This is a genomic window from Mycobacterium sp. Panama NTM2 (genome assembly GCF_054355555.1).
Window position 1 is genome coordinate 3,374,803 of the sequence record NZ_CM135953.1, and the last position, 18,284, is coordinate 3,393,086.

Annotated in this window: 13 protein-coding genes; 4 read left to right on the top strand and 9 right to left on the bottom strand. The window is 69.3% G+C overall.

Features of this window, described 5'->3' with window-relative positions; all coding sequences use genetic code 11:
- Positions 1 to 30: 30 nt before the first annotated feature.
- The gene (locus tag ACXYX3_RS15910) at positions 31 to 879 is read right to left on the bottom strand and encodes a carbon-nitrogen hydrolase family protein (protein WP_458608167.1); all 849 of its coding nucleotides are present in this window, start codon (positions 877 to 879) and stop codon (positions 31 to 33) included.
- Positions 880 to 945: 66 nt separating this feature from the next.
- Between ACXYX3_RS15910 and ACXYX3_RS15915 the strand changes: the two genes are divergently transcribed.
- From ACXYX3_RS15915 to ACXYX3_RS15930, 4 genes are all read left to right on the top strand, one after another.
- Positions 946 to 1,929, top strand: a complete 984-nt coding sequence (locus ACXYX3_RS15915; RefSeq protein WP_458608168.1) for an NAD-dependent epimerase/dehydratase family protein — start codon at positions 946 to 948, stop codon at positions 1,927 to 1,929.
- A 95-nt stretch (positions 1,930 to 2,024) separates the two neighbouring features.
- Positions 2,025 to 4,178: an MDR family MFS transporter gene (locus tag ACXYX3_RS15920; RefSeq protein WP_458612108.1), complete on the top strand. Its 2,154-nt coding sequence runs from the start codon at positions 2,025 to 2,027 to the stop codon at positions 4,176 to 4,178.
- A 9-nt stretch (positions 4,179 to 4,187) separates the two neighbouring features.
- Entirely contained in the window at positions 4,188 to 4,637 is a 450-nt protein-coding gene (locus ACXYX3_RS15925; RefSeq protein WP_458608169.1) for a DoxX family protein, read from the top strand.
- A gap of 161 nt (positions 4,638 to 4,798) precedes the next feature.
- On the top strand, positions 4,799 to 7,306 hold the full coding sequence (locus tag ACXYX3_RS15930; protein ID WP_458608170.1) for an Ig-like domain-containing protein: 2,508 nt from the start codon (positions 4,799 to 4,801) through the stop codon (positions 7,304 to 7,306).
- On the opposite strand, the gene ACXYX3_RS15935 is transcribed toward ACXYX3_RS15930, so the two are convergent.
- From ACXYX3_RS15935 to ACXYX3_RS15970, 8 genes are all read right to left on the bottom strand, one after another.
- Positions 7,295 to 8,155 (bottom strand): TIGR03619 family F420-dependent LLM class oxidoreductase, encoded by an 861-nt coding sequence (locus tag ACXYX3_RS15935; RefSeq protein ID WP_241205818.1) that lies wholly within the window; start codon positions 8,153 to 8,155, stop codon positions 7,295 to 7,297. The genes ACXYX3_RS15930 and ACXYX3_RS15935 overlap by 12 nt on opposite strands.
- Before the next feature lie 8 nt (positions 8,156 to 8,163).
- Positions 8,164 to 8,793 (bottom strand): PaaI family thioesterase, encoded by a 630-nt coding sequence (locus ACXYX3_RS15940; RefSeq protein ID WP_241205819.1) that lies wholly within the window; start codon positions 8,791 to 8,793, stop codon positions 8,164 to 8,166.
- A 58-nt stretch (positions 8,794 to 8,851) separates the two neighbouring features.
- The gene (locus ACXYX3_RS15945; RefSeq protein WP_458608171.1) at positions 8,852 to 11,836 is read right to left on the bottom strand and encodes a bifunctional [glutamine synthetase] adenylyltransferase/[glutamine synthetase]-adenylyl-L-tyrosine phosphorylase; all 2,985 of its coding nucleotides are present in this window, start codon (positions 11,834 to 11,836) and stop codon (positions 8,852 to 8,854) included.
- A gap of 30 nt (positions 11,837 to 11,866) precedes the next feature.
- Positions 11,867 to 13,207, bottom strand: coding sequence for a type I glutamate--ammonia ligase (gene glnA, locus ACXYX3_RS15950; RefSeq protein ID WP_241205821.1), 1,341 nt, complete (start codon positions 13,205 to 13,207; stop codon positions 11,867 to 11,869).
- Between the two features lie 45 nt (positions 13,208 to 13,252).
- Positions 13,253 to 14,722, bottom strand: coding sequence for an alpha/beta hydrolase (locus ACXYX3_RS15955; protein WP_458608172.1), 1,470 nt, complete (start codon positions 14,720 to 14,722; stop codon positions 13,253 to 13,255).
- Between the two features lie 83 nt (positions 14,723 to 14,805).
- Entirely contained in the window at positions 14,806 to 15,255 is a 450-nt protein-coding gene (locus ACXYX3_RS15960; RefSeq protein WP_458608173.1) for a GNAT family N-acetyltransferase, read from the bottom strand.
- Positions 15,249 to 16,784: an alpha/beta hydrolase gene (locus ACXYX3_RS15965; protein WP_458608174.1), complete on the bottom strand. Its 1,536-nt coding sequence runs from the start codon at positions 16,782 to 16,784 to the stop codon at positions 15,249 to 15,251. The genes ACXYX3_RS15960 and ACXYX3_RS15965 overlap by 7 nt, the downstream gene beginning before the upstream one ends.
- A 56-nt stretch (positions 16,785 to 16,840) precedes the next feature.
- Positions 16,841 to 18,247, bottom strand: coding sequence for a WS/DGAT/MGAT family O-acyltransferase (locus ACXYX3_RS15970; protein ID WP_458608175.1), 1,407 nt, complete (start codon positions 18,245 to 18,247; stop codon positions 16,841 to 16,843).
- Between the last annotated feature and the right edge of the window lie 37 nt (positions 18,248 to 18,284).

An 18,284-nucleotide genomic window follows, 5' to 3' on the forward strand; every position in this document is an offset into this window, starting at 1 on the left:
CCGCTCGGTCGCAGACCGAGCGGGCGTTTCTCATGACGGGCTCCACGAGGCCGGGTCGATCCTGCCGTCGTAGACGGGCAGCTCTATCGGCTGATCGGTCTCGGTGAACGGCGACCACGGTCGCGTCACGCCGGCCGTGCCGAACTTGCGCGTACGCGCAACCTCGTCGAGGTCGATGGTCGCGGCGAGCACGGTCGGCTCGGCGCCCACCGCGGCGGCGAGGATCCGGCCCTGCGGGTCGACCAGCAGGCTGCGCCCCTGCCCCCGCGGGGTCGCGGCGTTCACACTCGCGACGAACACCTGGTTGACGATCGCGTTGGCCTGGACCAGCACCACCTCCTGCGCACGGTCCGCGGTCGGGGTGAGCACGACGTTGAGCAGCAGTTCGGCGCCCATCCAGGACAGCTGCCGCGACACCTCCGGAAACCATGCGTCGTAGCAGACGGTGAGCCCGACGACGGCGTCCTGGACCGGCACGGTGACGAAGCCCCGACCGGGCTCGGTGGTTTCGACGGGCCGCCACGGGAACGCTTTGCGGTACGCGGCGACGAGCTCGCCGGTCGGCGCGAAGACCACCATCGTGTTGTGGATGCGGCCGTCGTCGGACCGTTCCAGGATGCTGCCGGGAACCACCCACACACCGAGCTCGGCGGCGAGCTCGCCGACAGCGCGGCACAGGGGCCCGTCGAGCGGTTCGGCGTGGCGTTGCGTGCTGGCCGGATCCCACGGGTCCCAGTCACCGAGCAGGTGCTGCTCCGGGAACACGAACAGCGACGTGGCCGGGTACTGGCGGGTCAGCAGGCGCAGCTCGCGGCCGAAGCCCTCAGGTGTGTGCGCGGCATCGTGCTGGACCAGGGCCAGGGACAGTTCTCGGGACATGGCATCCATTCTCACCGAACGCTTCCCGCCGGTTTCGCGCGCGGACAAAGCGGCAATCTGCCCGGCATGGCATTGCGCGTCGGCGTCACGGGCCCCACCGGCGAGATCGGCAAGGCGGCCATCGCGGCTCTGGAGGACGATCCCGGCGTCGAGGCCATCGTCGGGATGGCCCGCCGCCCCTTCGATCCGCAGGCGCAGCACTGGACGAAGACCACCTACCGGCAGGGCGACATCCTCGACCGCGAGGCGGTCGACGCTCTGGTGGCCGACGTCGACGTCGTGGTCCACCTGGCCTTCATCATCATGGGTACCCGCACCGAGAGCGCCCGGGTGAACCTGGCAGGCACCCGCAACGTGTTCGAGGCGACCGTGGCCGCCGCCCGCCCGCGCCGTCTCGTCTACACGTCCTCGGTGGCCGCCTACGGCTACCACGCCGACAACCCGGTACCGATCACCGAGGACGTGGCGCCCCGCGGCTCGGCCGAGCACTACTACTCCGAGCAGAAAGCGGCATGCGAAGCCGCGCTGACCGAGATCACGGCAGGCTCCGGTCTCGAGGTCTTCGTGCTGCGGCCGTGCATCGTCGCCGGGCCGAACGCGCCCGCGCTCGCCGACGCCATGCCGTGGAACCACCTCCCCGGGCCGATCCGGCGCATCTCCGGGGCGCTGCCCGTGCTGCGACCGTTCCCCGACCCCGGCACCCCGCTTCAGCTGGTGCACCACGACGACGTGGCAGCGGCCATCGCGCTGGCCGCCACGACGCAGACCGCCCCGCCCGGCGCCTACAACATCGCCGGCGACGGTGTGGTGTCGATGTCGCAGGTCGGCGGCGCCCTGGGTGCGTTCCCGATCAAGGTGCCCCGGGCCGCGGCGGTCGTCACCTCGGAGGTCCTGTCGGTGTTGCCCTTCGTGCCGTCGGCCCTGGAGTGGCTGCACGCGGGGCGTACGTCGGTGGTGATGGACACCGAGAAGGCGAAGGTCGAGCTCGGCTGGCGCCCCCGGTTCACCTCGGAGGAGACGCTCGCCGCGCTCGCCAGCACGCTGGATTGAGCAGGCTCACAGCCGAAACCGGTGTCGATTCGGGCCGCGCGGGGTAAGCCCCCGCGGTGACTGCCGCAGCCGAGAAGGTGAATCCCCCCGAGCAGATGGACCTTCGTTCGCGCAACCTGGTGTTCACCGCGGTGGTCCTCGGCATGTTGCTGGCCGCGCTCGACCAGACGATCGTCGCGACTGCTCTGCCGACCGTCGTCGCCGATCTCGGCGGTGCCGGCCATCAGGCCTGGGTGGTGACCAGTTATCTGCTGGCGTCGACGATCGTCACCGCGGTCGTCGGCAAGCTGGGCGACATCTTCGGACGCAAGAAGGTGTTCCAGGTCGCGGTGCTGCTGTTCCTGATCGGCTCGGTGCTGTGCGGGCTGGCACAGTCGATGGGCATGCTCGTCGCCTCACGGGCGCTGCAGGGTCTCGGCGGCGGTGCGATCACGGTGACCGCGGTCGCCGTCATCGGCGAGGTCATCCCCCTGCGCGAACGCGGCCGCTATCAGGGCGCTCTGGGCGCGGTGTTCGGTGTCACGACGGTCATCGGCCCGCTGCTCGGCGGGTTGTTCACCGATCATCTCACCTGGCGTTGGGCGTTCTGGATCAACGTCCCGGTGGCGGTGGTGGTGCTCGGCATCGCGGCGGTCGCCATCCCCGAACTCGCCCGCACCGCCCGGCCGGTGCTCGACTACGCGGGCATCGTGCTGGTGGGTCTGGGCGCCGCCGGGTTGACCCTGGCGACCAGCTGGGGCGGCACGACCTATCCGTGGGGATCGGTCACCATCATCGGCCTGTTCGTGGTGTCGGTGGCGGTGCTGGTGGCCTTCGTGTTCGTCGAACGCCGCGCCAAGGAACCGGTGCTGCCGATCCGGCTGTTCGGGAATCCGGTGTTCACGGTGTGCTGCGTGCTGTCGTTCGTCGTCGGGTTCGCGATGCTGGGCGCGTTGACGTTCCTGCCGACGTTCATGCAGTTCGTCGACGGCGTGTCCGCGACGGAGTCGGGATTGCGCACGCTGCCGATGGTGCTGGGCCTGCTGGCGACCTCGCTGACCAGCGGTGTGATCGTCGGCCGGACGGGCCGCTACAAGATCTTCCCGATCGCGGGCACGGCGATCATGGCGCTGGGCTTCGTGCTGCTGTCCCGCATGGACGCCGACACCTCGACGCTCCTGGAGTCGCTGTATCTGCTGGTGCTCGGCGCAGGTATCGGGCTGAGCATGCAGGTTCTGGTGCTGGTCGTGCAGAACACGGTCGATTTCACCGACCTGGGCGTCGCGACGTCCGGGGTCACGTTCTTCCGCACCATCGGCAGCTCGTTCGGTGCGGCGATCTTCGGATCGTTGTTCGCCAACTTCCTCGACGACCGGTTGCCCGCGGCGATGGCGAGCAGCGGAGCTCCCGCGGAGGCGGCGACCTCCCCGCAGGCGTTGCACCGACTGCCCGCGGAGGTGGCCGGACCCATCATCGATGCGTACGCGGATTCGCTGAGCCGCGTCTTCCTGTTCGCGGCGCCGTTCGCTGTGGTGGGCCTGGTGCTGGCACTGTTTCTCAAGCAGGTCCCGCTTCGCGACGCCGCGGCGGCCGGGAGCACCGATCTGGGCGAGGGGTTCGGCATGCCGACGACCGCGACCCCCGAGAAGCTGCTCGAGGTCGCGGTCGGCCGGTTGCTGCAGCGCAGTCACGGGGTGGACCTCGACGCGGTGGCCCGCGCGGCGCGCAGCCGCATGGATGTGCCCCGACTCTGGGCGACGATGCAGGTGTACCGGTATGCCGCCGCCACGGGGGCGGCATATCTCACCGACATCGCCGAGGAGCGCCGCGTGCCGCCGCAGATCCTCGAGCCCACGTTCAACCGCCTGGTCGCCGAGGGTTTCGCCACTCGGGTCGGGGACGCGTACTCGCTGACGGCGGCGGGCGCGGCCGAGGTGAACAGTGCGCGCGACGTGATCGCGTCGTGGATCACCGACATGCTGGCCCAGTCACCCGAGTTCGACGGCCGCCCCGATCGGTTGCAGGTGCAGGGCGCGCTGGATCGACTCGCCCGCAGCGTGTTGCTCGAGCGGCAGTCCCCGCGGGCGGAGACGCGTCCGGTGAAGTTGGGGGCACCGCCGCGGCCCCCGCTGTCCGACGTGCAGACCACGCGGATGCGCGCTCTGTCCGCCCCGCCGGTGGCCGAGCCACCCACCCGCCCGTTCCGTTCGCACGCATCGATGACGAGACGTCCCCCCGACCGCCATCCGGACCGCGGTCCGCTCCGCTAGTCTGCGGGTATGACGCAACGCCTCGACGCCCGACTGTCCGCGTACTCCTCCCCCGTCCTGAGCCTCTTCCGAATCGTGACCGGTGTGGTGCTGCTCCTGCACGGCACCATGAAGGTGTTCGGCTGGCCGCTGGGCACGGCGGTGCCCGCGGGCACCTGGCCGTTCTGGTTCGCCGGAATCCTCGAGATCGTCCTCGGCGCCCTGATCACCGTCGGCTTCGTCACCCGCATCGCCGCGTTCATCGCCTCCGGCGAGATGGCGGTGGCCTACTTCTGGCAGCACTGGGCGGTGTTCAGCGGTGAGCCGGCGAGCTTCTGGCCGTTCGATCCCCAAATGGGTGGCAACGGCGGCGAGCTGGCGGTGGTGCTGTGCTTCGGGTTCTTGCTGTTGGCAACGACCGGCGGGGGCGCCTGGGCGGTCGACGGGCGACGGCGGGGCTCGCTGGCCGTACGGCGCTGACGTCGCCTTTGCTCCCGGGGCCGCCGAATCAGCGAACACCGGTGGCGTTCGGGTTTGCAGACACGAGGAAAAGATTCGCTGAACGCCACGCTTTTTGGTTGCTGAGGTCCCTAGGATGACCCGATATTGACCACGTTGGCAATTGTCGGGGGGAATTCACTGTGGGGTCTTCGAAGCACATCGGCAGAATCGGCGCACTGGCGTTCGCGCTCGGTGTCGGCATCGGTATCGGCGCGACTCCGGGGGTCGCGTGGGCGGACGACTCGAGCGACAGCACGCCGTCGGTGAGCTCGAACGCGGACACGACGACGGCATCCGACACCGGTGGCAGGACGCCGGACAAGCCGACCCGGAACAACCGCAAGGCCCAGCGGGCCGTCAGAACCGACGCCGATGCCTCCACCGACGACGCGAAGCCGTCGCGGAAGCGCAAGCAGCGCGCGATCCGTGACGACGCAGGCGCGGAGACCTCGACGGTGCAGCGCACACGCGTGCGCACACCCGAACCGGACGACGATTCCCCGTCGGGAGCCACCACGGTCGCGCCGGCCCCGCAGAAGCTCGTGGCCTCCGTCGCGGAGGTCCCCATGGTGACCGCCGATGTCGTCGCCCCCACGCAGCAGCCCGACACCGAGGAGCGAGCCTCCGCCACCACCCGCGTCCGACTCGTCGAACTGCTGACGTCGGGGCTCACCCCGAAGGACGCCCCGGTCGCGCCGGTGGCCTCCCCGGCGATGTGGCTGCTGGCCGCAGCTGCGCGACGGCAACTGGGTCAGACCGACGCGCCGGTCCTCAATCCCCCGGACGAGACCGGTGTGGTCACCGGAGAGGTCGTCGTCGCCGACGCCGACACCGCCGTGGCCAGTGGTCCGAGCAGGGGCACTGTCGTCGTGTCGGTCAGCGGCGACACCGTGTCCTTCACCTACACCCCGACCAAGCAGGCGCGCCACGCCGCGGCCGCTGTCGGGGCCGACCCCTCGCTCAAGGCCGACAGTTTCGTGCTCACCGTCGTCGACGGCTCCGGCGACATCACCACCGTGCCGATCACCGTCGAGATCGCACCGGCCAACACCCCGCCCACAATCCAGCTGACGAAACCGCGCCTGTCGCCCTTCGGGGGCGCGGAGGTCCGCTCCTCGATTCGGGTCCGTGACGCCGACGGTGACGCCTACACGTTCACGCTGTCCCCGACGGCCAAAGGCGGCACGGTGACCATCGACGAGGACGGGCACATGTCGTATGTGCCCACCGACGAGGCGCGGCACGCCGCGGGTGCCTTTGACGCCACCGAGGCGGACAAGACCGACACCTACACCGTGACGGTCGCCGACGGATACGGCGGCGTGACCGTCGTGACCGTCACGGTGCCGATCAAGCCCGACAACATCGATCCCGAGGTGGTCAAGGTCCGCACCCGGACGTCTCCGTTCAGCTCCACGGTGACCGGCGTGGTGATCGCGAAGGATCCCAACGGCGATCCGCTGACCTACGAGGTCGGCGACACCAACAAGGGCGGCACCGTGGTGATCGACGAGCGGGGCCGGTTCACCTACACACCGACCGCGCAGGCCCGCCACGCCGCATCCGCCGACAACGCCTCGCAGCTGGACAAGCAGGACAGCTTCGTCATCACCGTCACCGACGATCACGGCGGTATCACCAAAACCCTTGTCACCGTTGCGATCAAACCCGCCAACGTAGCGCCCACATCCGCGTCGGTCAAGAACGTGTTCACCAATCCGAACACCGGAGTGGTCACCGGCGCGATCACCGCCGTCGACGCCGACGGCGACTCGTTCACCTACCGATCAGCGGCGACGACCCGCAAGGGCACGGTGTCGATCGCCGAGGACGGCACGTTCGTCTACACGCCCTCGGAAGCGGCCCGGGCACAAGCCAGTCGACCGTTCGCACCGCGCAGCGCCAAGATCGACAGCTTCCGCGTGACCGTCGACGACGGCCACGGCGGCACCACCACGCTGACGGTGCGGGTCGGTATCGCGCCGCTGGGCGGGGACAACCACGCCCCCGTGGACGGCACGTTCAGCGCGGGTTCACCGAACGTGTTCACCGGCAAGGTGACCGGGACGGTGACGGCCACAGATCCGGACCAGGACCCGTTGTCCTACAGCGGAACCGGGCTCACCCCCAAGGGCAGCGTTGTCGTCAACGCCGACGGCACGTTCACCTACACCCCGAGCGCTGCGGCACGTCACCAGGCCGGCGCGGACGACGCCACCGAACAGGACAAGGTGGACACGTTCGTCGTCACCGCAGCCGACGGTTTCGGTGGCACGCTGGCGGTCCCGGTCACGGTGTCGATCAAGCCGTCGGCGAATCGCGCGCCGTCGCAGCTGTCCTACACCGCCACTACCGACGAGGCCACCGGTCTGGTCAGCGGGCAGGTGACCGCCAAGGACGCCGACGGCGATCTGCTCACCTACCGGGGCACCACCGTGACCGAGAAGGGCAGCGTCGTCGTCACCGCTGCCGGCGGATTCACCTACGTGCCCACCGACGCCGCCCGCGCGGCGGCCGGTGCACCGAAGGCGCCACTGTCGGACAAGCGTGATGCGTTCGTGGTCACCGTCGACGACGGCCACGGCGGCACGTCGGACATCACGGTGCGGGTGACGATCGTGCCGACCACGGTGACGTCAGTCCTCTAGCCCCATGTCGATACGGAAGCGGCGCATGCCGTCGATCTTCTGCTCGAGCGTGGCGGCCGGACCGCTGTAGAACATCCACGGCATCGTGATCACGCCGGTGACGCCGCCCGCTTCCGCGCGGGCGTAGTGATCCGGGGTGAACGCGTCGCTCAGCGGTGTGATCGTCTCGAAACCGGCCATGTCCAAACCGTTTTCGGCCCGGATGCGACGCAGGGTGGCGATCCGCTCCAGAGCCTGGTCGGTGGTGATGAGATCGCCGATCCAGCCGTCGTGTCGGGCGGCGCGGCGCAGCGCGATGTCGGACAACCCGCCGACGTAGATGGGGATGGGCGGCGGGGTGGGTTCCATCTCCATGCGCGGCGCGGTGTAGAACTCGCCGGAGAACTCGGTCCAGCCGGGCGCCCACAGCGCCTTCATCAGCTCGAGCATCTCGTCGGTACGTTTGCCCCGCCGCTCGAACTGCTGACCGAGGAGCTCGAATTCCTCACGGCACCAACCCACTCCGATACCCAGCTCGAGCCGGCCGCCGGCCAGCACGGCCGCGGTGCCGATGGCTTTGGCCGCCGAATACGGGTCCCGCATGGCGGGCAGGTAGACGGTGGTCACGAAGCGCAGCCGGGTGGCCAGCGTGGCGATGGCGCCGATCATCACCCACGGGTCCGGCCAGTCGGTGAAGGCCTGCCAGCGGCGGCTGCCGTCCTCGGTGTACGGATAGGGGGTCTGCAAGGTCTCGAGATTCACGACGTGGTCGGGAATGCCGATACCGTCATAGCCGAGTTCGTCTGCGGCACGGGCGACCTCGATCGCCTCCCGGGTGTCCTGGAAGGCGATGGAGACGTAGATCTTCATGCGACCGATCAGCCCGCGTCCCGGGCCCAGGCGGGCAGGATGAACACGCCCTCGGCCTCGACGGTCGCCCCGTCGGCGTCTTTGAGGTAGCCGCGGGCGAAGGTCTTGGCCCCCTCGACGCGCTCGACGAAACCCTCGGCCCGCACCGGCCCGAGCGGTGTACCGCGCAGATAGCGCAGGCTGATGGTGCCCGTGAACTTCGGCAGATTCAGACCCTGGCTCGCCACGTCTCCGAGCAGATGGTCGAGCACGAGCGCGCAGATGCCGCCGTGCACCCAGCCCGGCGGCCCCTCATAGGCCGGACCGAGGGTGAATTCGCTCCAGCAGCTTCCGTCGGGCTCGCGCTCGATCACCATCGGCGGGGCGATCGCGTTGCGCAACCCCACCGCGGGATTGGCCCAGACGACGGCGCGGCCGGTCTCGGCGTGCCGCAGCGTCGACCGCCCGGTGCGGAGGCGCTGTTCGAGCAGTGCATGCGCCTCCTCGAGGTGTTCGAGAGCCAACAGCACCGTGGCGTCGTCGACGTCGGTGTGAATACCCACATCGATGAGTTCGCGCAGCGCATCGGTCAGCGGATCGAATCGCCGCCGTTGCTCGTCGTACTCCTTCGCGCTGATCACATCGAACGTGAAGTCCATCTACGTTTCTTAGCACTGACAGCTGTCAAACGGACGGGCGGGTTGCCCTCGGACCGTGTCAGGGCCCGAACACCTTGCGCACCACGGCTTTCGCACGCCGGGTGACACGCAGATAGTTGTCCAGGAATTCCCCGCCGTCGCCGTCCGGCCAGCCGGCGGCCACCGCGACGGCGTTGAGCAGCTTGCCCGGTCCGGGCAGCTGGTCGGTGGGCTTGCCGCGCACCAGCACCAGCGCGTTGCGGGCCCGGGTCGCGGTCAGCCACGCATGGCGCAGCAGCTCGATGTCGCCTTCGGCGATCAGCTCGGCCGCGCCGATCGCGTTCAGCGTGTCCAGGGTCGAGGTGGTGTGCAGGGCCGGGATCTTGTGCGCGAACCGCAATTGCAGCAGCTGCACGGTCCACTCGATGTCGGCGAGTCCGCCGCGGCCCAGCTTGGTGTTCGTGTTCGGATCGGCTCCGCGCGGCAGTCGCTCGGCGTCCACGCGCGCCTTGATGCGGCGGATCTCCTGCACGGCTTCGGCCGACACGCCACCGGCGGGATATCGGGTCTTGTCGATCATGAGCAGGAAGCGTTCCCCCAGCTCGAGGTCGCCGGCCACCCGATGCGCGCGCAGCAGCGCCTGGATCTCCCACGGCTGCGCCCACTGCGAGTAGTACGTCTCATAGGACGCGAGCGTGCGCACCAGCGGGCCCGAGCGACCCTCGGGGCGCAGGTTGGCGTCGACGTCCAGCGGCGGGTCGGCACCCGGCGTGCCGAGTCGGGCGCGCACCTGCTCGGCGACGGTCACCGACCACTTCACCGCCGCCGATTCCTCCACCCCGGCGTTCGGCTCGCACACGAACATCACGTCGGCATCGGAGCCGTAACCGAGTTCCCGCCCGCCGAGGCGGCCCATCCCGATCACCGCGAGGCGCGCCGGGGGGCCCTGCTCGGGGGTGTTGGCCCGGATCACCGCGTCGAGGGCGGCCTGCAGCACCGCCACCCACATCGACGTCAGCTGCGCGCACACCTCCGTCACGTCGAGCATCCCGAGCAGATCGGCCGAGGCGATGCGGGCCAGTTCGCGACGGCGCAAAGAGCGGGCAGCGGCGATCGCGCGGGCCGGGTCGCTGTGGCGCGCCGCGGAGGCGACCAGCGAGCGCGCCACGCCATCGGTGTCGACGTCGCACAGCTTGGGTCCGTTGGGCCCGTCGGCGTAGAGCTGGATCACCTCGGGCGCACGCATGAGCAGCTCCGGCACGTACGCCGAGGTGCCCAGGACGTGCATCAACCGCTTGGCCACGGCGCCCTCGTCGCGCAGCGTCGCCAGATACCAGCGATGGTCGGCCAGTTGATCGCTGAGCCGGCGATAGTTGAGCAGGCCGGCGTCGGGGTCGGGGGTGTCGGAGAGCCAGTCGAGCAGCGTCGGCAGGAGCACCTGCTGCACCCGGCCCCGTCGGCCACTGCTGCTGGTCAACGCCGCGAGATGGGTCAGTGCGCTCTGCGGGCCTTCGTAACCGAGTGCGGCGAGCTGCCTTTCGGCCGACTCGGTGCTCATGACCTCGGAGATCCCCAGCGAGGTCTCGCCCACCGATTCCAGCAGCGGCTGATAGAACAGCTTCGCGTGCAGGCGCGACACCCGGTGGTTCTGCCGCTTGAGTTCCTCGCGCAGCACGCCGAGCGCGTCGTGGCGGCCGTCGGGCCGGATGTGGGCCGCGCGGGCCAGCCAGCGCATCGCCTCGTCGTCGTCGTCCTCGGGCAGCAGGTGGGTGCGCTTGAGGCGCTGCAACTGCAGACGGTGTTCGAGCAGGCGCAGGAACTCATAGGACGCCGTCATGTTGGCCGCGTCGTCGCGGCCGATGTACCCGCCGTCGCCGAGCGCGGCCAGCGCGTTCACCGTGGAAGCCACGTGCAGCGACTCGTCGAGCCGTCCGTGCACCAATTGCAGGAGTTGCACGGCGAATTCGACGTCGCGCAGACCGCCGGTACCCAGCTTCAGCTCCCGCGAGCGCACGCCGGCGGGGACCAGTTCCACCACACGCCGGCGCATGGCCTGCACATCGGGCACGAAATCCTCACGCTCGCTGGCGGTCCACACCATCGGCATCAGTGCGTCGACGTAGCGGCGGCCGAGGTCGGCGTCGCCGGCGGCGGGCCGCGCTTTGAGAAGTGCCTGGAACTCCCAGGTCTTGGCCCACCGCTCGTAGTAGGCGATGTGGGAGTCCAAGGTGCGCACCAGCGGACCCCGCTTGCCTTCCGGCCGCAGCGCCGCGTCGACTTCGAAGAACGCGTCGGACGCGAGCCGCATCATCTCCCCGGCGATGCGGGTGGCCTGCGCCAGCCGGCTGTGCGAGTCGTCGTCGGTGACGAAGATGACGTCTACGTCGCTGACGTAGTTGAGCTCCTGCGCACCGCACTTGCCCATCGCGATCACCGCGAGCGCCGGCGGCGCCTCGTCTTTCCCGTCCCCGCACACCGACCTCGTGGTCACGGTCAGCGCGGCCTGCAGTGCTGCGTCCGCGAGATCCGACAGGTGCTCGGCGACCACCGTGAACGGCAGCACCGGTTCGTTCTCCACCGTCGGTGCCACATCCAGGGCGGCCAGCACCAGTAGTCGATCCCGGTAGAGCGTGCGCAGCTCGGGCGTGACAGTCGGTGCACCCGTTGCCTTTTCGGTCACCTCACCGAACATGCGCGCCAGATCGTCGATGCTCGGTAACCGCACCCGGCCCGCCAGCAGACGCCAGGACTGCGGATTGGCCACCAGATGATCGCCCAGGGCCAGCGAGGAGCCGATCACGGCGAACAGCCGGCCCCGCAGCGGCTTGTCGGTGAGCAGTGCCGCGTCGAGCTCGGCCCAGTCGCGGCCGAGCGCCTCGGAGAGCCGGACGATCGTGCGCAACGCGCTGTCGGCGTCCGGGGCGCGCGAGAGCGACCACAGCAGCTCGACGTGGGCGTCGGTGTTCCAGCCGAGCTGGTCCAGGTCGGCCTGCGCGGTCTTCTCGACGAGGCCGAGTCGGCCGACTCCGGGCAGCTTGGGACGCTGCGTCGCGGGTTTGGCCATACCGGTGAATCTAGTCCGGCCCGTTCTCCGTTAGAGCGACAGGTAGTTCTTCAGCTCGAACGGTGTGACGTGGCTGCGATAGTTCTCCCATTCGGCGCGCTTGTTGCGCAGGAAGAAGTCGAACACGTGCTCCCCCAGCGCCTCGGCGACCAGTTCGGAGTTCTCCATCTCGGTCAGCGCGACACCGAGGCTGCCGGGGAGCTCCTTGTAACCCATCGCCTTGCGTTCCTCGGGGGTCAGGGTCCAGACGTTGTCCTCGGCCTGTGGGCCCAGCGCGTAGTTCTTCTCGATGCCGCGCAGCCCGGCCGCCAGCAGCACGGCGAACGTCAGATACGGGTTGCACGCCGAATCGGGGCTACGGACCTCGACGCGGCGCGACGACGCCTTGTGCGGCGTGTACATCGGTACCCGCACGAGCGCCGAGCGGTTCGCCGCGCCCCAGGACGCCGCCGTCGGCGCCTCACCGCCGTGCACCAACCGCTTGTAGGAGTTCACCCACTGGTTGGTGACGGCGCTGATCTCCTGTGCGTGCTCGAGAATGCCTGCGATGAAGGACTTTCCGACCTCGGAGAGCTGAAGTGGATCGTCGGGGCTGTGGAAGGCGTTGTTCTCACCCTCGAAGAGGCTCATGTGGGTGTGCATGGCCGAGCCGGGATGTTCGGCGAACGGCTTCGGCATGAACGAGGCTCGCACACCGTCGGCGAGGGCGACCTCTTTGACCACGTAACGGAACGTCATGACGTTGTCGGCCATCGACAGCGCGTCGGCGTAGCGCAGGTCGATCTCCTGCTGTCCGGGCGCGCCCTCGTGGTGGCTGAACTCCACCGAGATGCCCATCTGCTCCAGCGCGTCGATGGCGTGGCGGCGGAAGTTCGGCGCCGAGTCGTGGACCGCCTGGTCGAAGTAGCCGCCGTTGTCCGCGGGTACCGGCGGGGTCCCGTCGTCGGGGCCCGGCTTGAGCAGGAAGAACTCGATCTCGGGATGCACGTAGCAGGAGAAGCCGAGGTCGCTGGCCTTGGACAGCTGGCGGCGCAGCACGTGCCGGGAGTCCGCCCAGGACGGCGATCCGTCGGGCATGGTGATGTCGCAAAACATCCGCGCCGAGTGGTGCTCGCCGGCGCTCGACGTCCACGGCAGCACCTGGAACGTGGACGGGTCGGGCCGGGCCACCATGTCGGCTTCGGACACGCGGGCGAAGCCTTCGATCGACGAGCCGTCGAAGCCGATGCCCTCCTCGAAGGCACCTTCCAACTCGGCAGGCGCGATCGCGACCGACTTCAGGTATCCGAGTACGTCGGTGAACCACAGCCGGACGAAGCGGATATCGCGTTCTTCCAGCGTGCGCAGCACGAATTCCTTCTGCCGATCCATGGTGGGAGCCTAATTTCCGCCTGTTAATTCTGTGTTACAGCGCTGCTAGCACCGCAAACCGGCCGGTGGCGGCTTCAGTGCGGTGAGGTAGTCGACGACGGTCGTGTCGACGCACTGATCGCCGTTGAACACGACGGTGTGCTGACTGCCCTCGAACGTGACCAGCGGGGCGCCCATCTGCCGGGCCAGCTCGACGCCGGCCGCGTACGGGGTGGCGGGGTCCCCTGTGGTGGAGACGACGATGACCTTGCCGGGCCCGGGTGACGTGGCGGGCCCGACCACGGGCGTGGGGGGCACCGGCCACAGCGCGCACGTGTTGCGCGGCGCGAAGCCGGTGAACTGTCCGTAGGACGAGAACGGCGCCACGGCACGGATCCGCCGGTCCGCGTCGGCCCACACGGCCGGGTCGGTCGGATACACGGAGTCGAGGCAGCGGATCGCTGTGAATGCGTCCTGCCTATTGCTGTAGTGGCCGTTGCGATCTCGCTGCTGGTAGTCATCAGCGAGCAGCAGCAGGTCGACGGGGTCGGTGCCGCGGGCGAGGCCGAGCAGACCGCTGGTGATGTATGGCCAGTACCGCGGCGAGTACAGCCCCGACACGGTGCCGGTGAACGCGTCCTGATAGCTCAGCCCGCGCGGATCCGACGTGGCGGCCGGCCGTGCGGCCAGCGGATCGATCAGCTGGTGGTAGCGCGCGACGGCCTGGGCCGGGTCGGTGCCCAGCGGGCAGTCGGCGTCGGTCATGCAGTCGGCGGCGTAGCGGTCGAAGGCCTGCTGGAAGCCGGCCATCTGGTTGACGCTCTCGGTGATCGGATCGAGGCTCGGGTCCACCGCACCGTCGAGCACCATGGCGCGCACCCGGTCGGGGTAGCGACCGGCGTAGAGCGCGCCGAGTTCGGTGCCGTACGAGAAACCGAGGTAGTTGATCTGCGCTTCGCCGAGGGCTTCGCGCACGGCGTCCATGTCGCGCACCGCAACCGCTGTCCCGACGTTGGCCAGGTAGTCGGCCCCCATCGCCGACAGGCATTCACCGGCGAAATCGCGCAGCACGCCTTCGATCTGGGCGACGCCGGCCGGGCTGTAGTCGGTCATCGGCTGCGCCCGGTAGCCATCGAACTGCGCGTCGGTACGGCAGCGCAGCTGCGGGGTCGAGTGCCCGACCCCGCGGGGGTCGATACCGATCAGGTCGAATTGGTTCGTGATGGGAGAGCCGGTCAGCGACGCACCCATGTCGGCGACGGTGTCGACGGCCGAAGCGCCGGGCCCGCCCGGGTTCACCAGCAGCGCGCCGATGCGCCGACCGCTGGCCGGTACCTTGATGACCGCCAATTGAGCTTGTGCGCCATCGGGTTTCGCGTAGTCGACCGGCACCGAGACGGTGGTGCACCGCGCGGTGGGGACGCGGGAGGCGTCCTTGATGACGTCGGCGCACGTCCCCCAAGACACCGCCGGCGCCGGAGCGGCGGCCGCGGTGGGACACAGCGCAGCGCTCAGCACGCACACAGCCGCGATCATCCGTCCCACCCGCCACATGGGAGTACATGCTGTCACGCAATCCCGCGGGTGGCTTCCCCCGGGGCTCAACGGTGACCGGGCTGTTATCCGGCGTCCAGTTCGTAGGTCAGCCAACTGGATTTCTCGGCCCCGATGCCGTCGTACAGGCGTTGGGCGGTGACGTTGTCCGGCGCCGTCTCCCACACCAGTTTCTGCGCCCCGCGTTCGCGGCAGTGCTGCAGGCATCGGTCGATCAGCGCACGCCCGGCACCGGTGCCGCGGGCGTGTTCGGTCACGAAGAGGTCGTTGAGCACGCCGACCCGCGCGGCGTAGAGCGTCTGCCACGTCCAGAACACGGTCGCGAAACCCACTGCGGCGCCGGTGTCGTCGCGGGCGATGAGTTGCAGGCCTTCGCGCGGATCGGCGATCAGGGCGCGCATCATCGCGGTGAGGTCGGCGTCACTCGGGTCCACCCGGTAGAAATCGCAGTATCCGCGCATCAGGGGCATCAGGTCGGTCAGGTCGGCGTCACCGACGCGTGCGATCGTCAGCATCGCGCGCCCGGCGGGGGCACCGTCAGGTCGAGCAGGTACCGGGTGGCGATCTCGTCGACGCAGGCGTTGCCCTGCAGGGCGACGGTGTGCTGGGTGCCCTCGTAGGTGAGCAGGCTTCCGCCCAGTTGCTCGGCCAGGTTCACGCCGGCCTGATAGGGCGTGGCCGGATCGTTGGTCGTGGACACCACCAACACGGGCGGCAGACCGTTGACCTTGATCTCGTGGCGCTGACTGGTCGGCGGCACGGGCCACATCGCGCACGTACCCAGCGGCGCGTAACCGGTGAACTTGCCGTAGCTCATGAAGGGCGCGGCCTCGCGCAGGCGCCGGTCCTGGTCGACGAGCGTCGCCCGATCGGTGATCGCCGGTTTGTCGACGCAGTTCACCGCGACGCGCACGTCGGTCGAGTTGTTGTAGTGGCCTTGGGCGTCGCGACCCATGTACAGGTCGGCCAGCGAGAGCATGGTGTCGCCGCGGCCCTCCTTGATCTCGGTCAGCGCCTGGGTGAGGTGGCGCCACAGGTTCGGCGAGTACAGCGGCAGGATCGTGCCGACCACTGCGTCGGAGTAGCTCAGGCCGCGGGGGTCGGCGGTCGCGGCGGGCTTGTCCACCAGCGGCCACACCAGGGACTGGTAGACGTCGACGGCCTTGGCCGGGTCGGTGCCCAGCGGGCAGTTCGCGTCCTTGGCGCAGTCCGCCGCGTAATCGTCGAATGCCTTCTGGAACGCGGCAGCCTGGCGGATGTCGGCCTCGAGCGGGTCGGCGTTCGGATCGACCGCGCCGTCGAGGACCATCGCGCGCACCTTGTCCGGGTAGGCCTCGGCGTAGCCGGCACCGATGCGGGTGCCATAGGAGTATCCGAGGTAGGTGAGCTTCTCGTCGCCGAGAGCTTGGCGCAGCGCGTCGAGATCCTTGATCACGCTCGCGGTGCCGACGTTGGCGAGGAAGTTCTTGCCCATCTTGTCGACGCAGCGCTGCACGAATTCCTTGGTCAGCTTCTCCATGTGGGCCACGCCCTCGGGGGTGTAGGCCACCACGTTGTCGGCGCGCAGCCGGTCGTTGTCGGCGTCGCTGTTGCACCACACGGCGGGTGAGGAGTTCGCCACCCCACGCGGGTCGAAGCCCACCAGGTCGAACCGCTCACGCAACGGCTCGGGCAGAGTCGCGAGCATGTTGACCGCGGCGTTGACCCCCGATTCGCCGGGCCCGCCCGGGTTGACGATCAGCGAGCCGATCTTCTGGCCGGTGGCCTTGAACCGCACCACGGCGAGCTGGGCGACGTCGCCGTCGGCGCTCTCGGGGTTGTCCCAGTTCACCGGGACCGACAGCAATCCGCACTCGGCGCCGGTGGGGACGCGAGAGCGGTCCGATGGTCCGACGGGCTTGCACGCGTTCCACTGGATCGGCGAACCGGGACGAGGGACCGCGAGCATCGCCCGGCCGTCGACGATCTTGCTGCAGCCGGCAACGAGCAGCATGACCGCCGCGAGGACGAGTCCGGATCGCGCGATCCCGGTCATGAGCTTCATGGCAACACATGCTGCCATGACCGGGCATCTGTGCCGGCGAGGCGCGGTCGGAGCGCCTACTTGGTCGCCCGTTCGACGGCGTTGAGCAGTTCTTTCATGGCCACCGCGAAGTCGTCGGCCATGTCCCACAGGTCCGGCACCAGTTCGGGGCAGCTCACGATGCCGACGTCGAGGTTGCCCGACAGCGACATCACGGTGATGTTCAGTCCGGAGCCGTGGAAGATCGGCCCCAGCGGATACATCGCCTCCACGCCGCAGCCCAGCATGTAGAGCCGGCCCTGAGGCCCGGGGACGTTGGAGACCACCAGGTTGTGCACCGGCCGGGCGCCGCTGAGCCTGCTGCTGGCGTAGACCCGCATCGCCGCGCCGAACACCGCGGGCGCGGCGAACTGCGTCCAGTCCTGCAGCAGGGTGGCTGCGATCGCCGAACTGTGTTGCTTGGCAACGGTGTTGGCTTCCGCGATCGCCTTGAGCCGCTCGACCGGGTCGGCGATGTTGGTCTCCAGCCGCGCGAACATGCCCGACACCTGGTTGCGGCCGGGCCGGTCGGACTTCTCGTGCACCGACACCGGCACCATCGCGACCAGTGAATTGTTCGGCAGCTCGCCACGGTCGAGCAGGAACGTGCGCAGCACACCGGAGACCAGGGCCATCACCACGTCGTTGACCTTGACGCCGAAGTGGTTCTTGACGGTCTTGACGTCGTCGAGGTCCAGGTGCGCGAACGCCACGTTGCGGTGGCCGGTGACGTTGGCGTTGAACGCGGTCTTGGGGGCGACGAACGGCGGGGCCATCGTCATTCCGCTGCGGACCCGCCGGACGGTGTCGATCACGGTGGTCAGCGTGTTGGGCACCGCGTTGACCAGCCCGAGCGGCCGGCTGACGAAACGCACCGCACCGCTGACCGCGATCTCGAGGTCGCTGCCGCCTCCGGGACCGGCGACGGGCTCGGGGGCGGGCGCATCGGGCTCGGTGGTGCACAGCTTCGACATCAGGTTGGCGCCGGTGACGCCGTCGACGGCTGCGTGGTGCACCTTGGTCATCACCGCGATGCGCTCACCGTCCTCGCCGCCCGGGGCCCCGCCGAGGTTCTCGATCACCCACATCTCCCACAGCGGGCGGGTGCGGTCCAGCGGAAGGGAGGCGATGTGTCCGCAGATGTCGGCCAGTTCGCGCGGCCCGCCGGGTGACGGCAAACCCATCCGGTGCAGGTGTCGGTCGACGTCGAAATCCGGATCGTCCACCCACACCGGATGGTCGAGATTGAATCGGTTGTCGGCCAGGCGTTCCCGGAACTCGGGCATCGCGCGGATGCGTTCGGCCAGCAGGTCGCGGAACCGGGCGAACGAATAGCCGCCGGGCATCGTGGAGGTGTCCAGCTCGAGGATCGAGCACACGTGCAACGGCTGCGCCGCGGTCTCGAGATACAGAAAACTGGCGTCGAGCCCGCTGAGCCGTTGCATCCGCCGATCGTAAGCGCGCCGCGAAGAGATGTGAGCA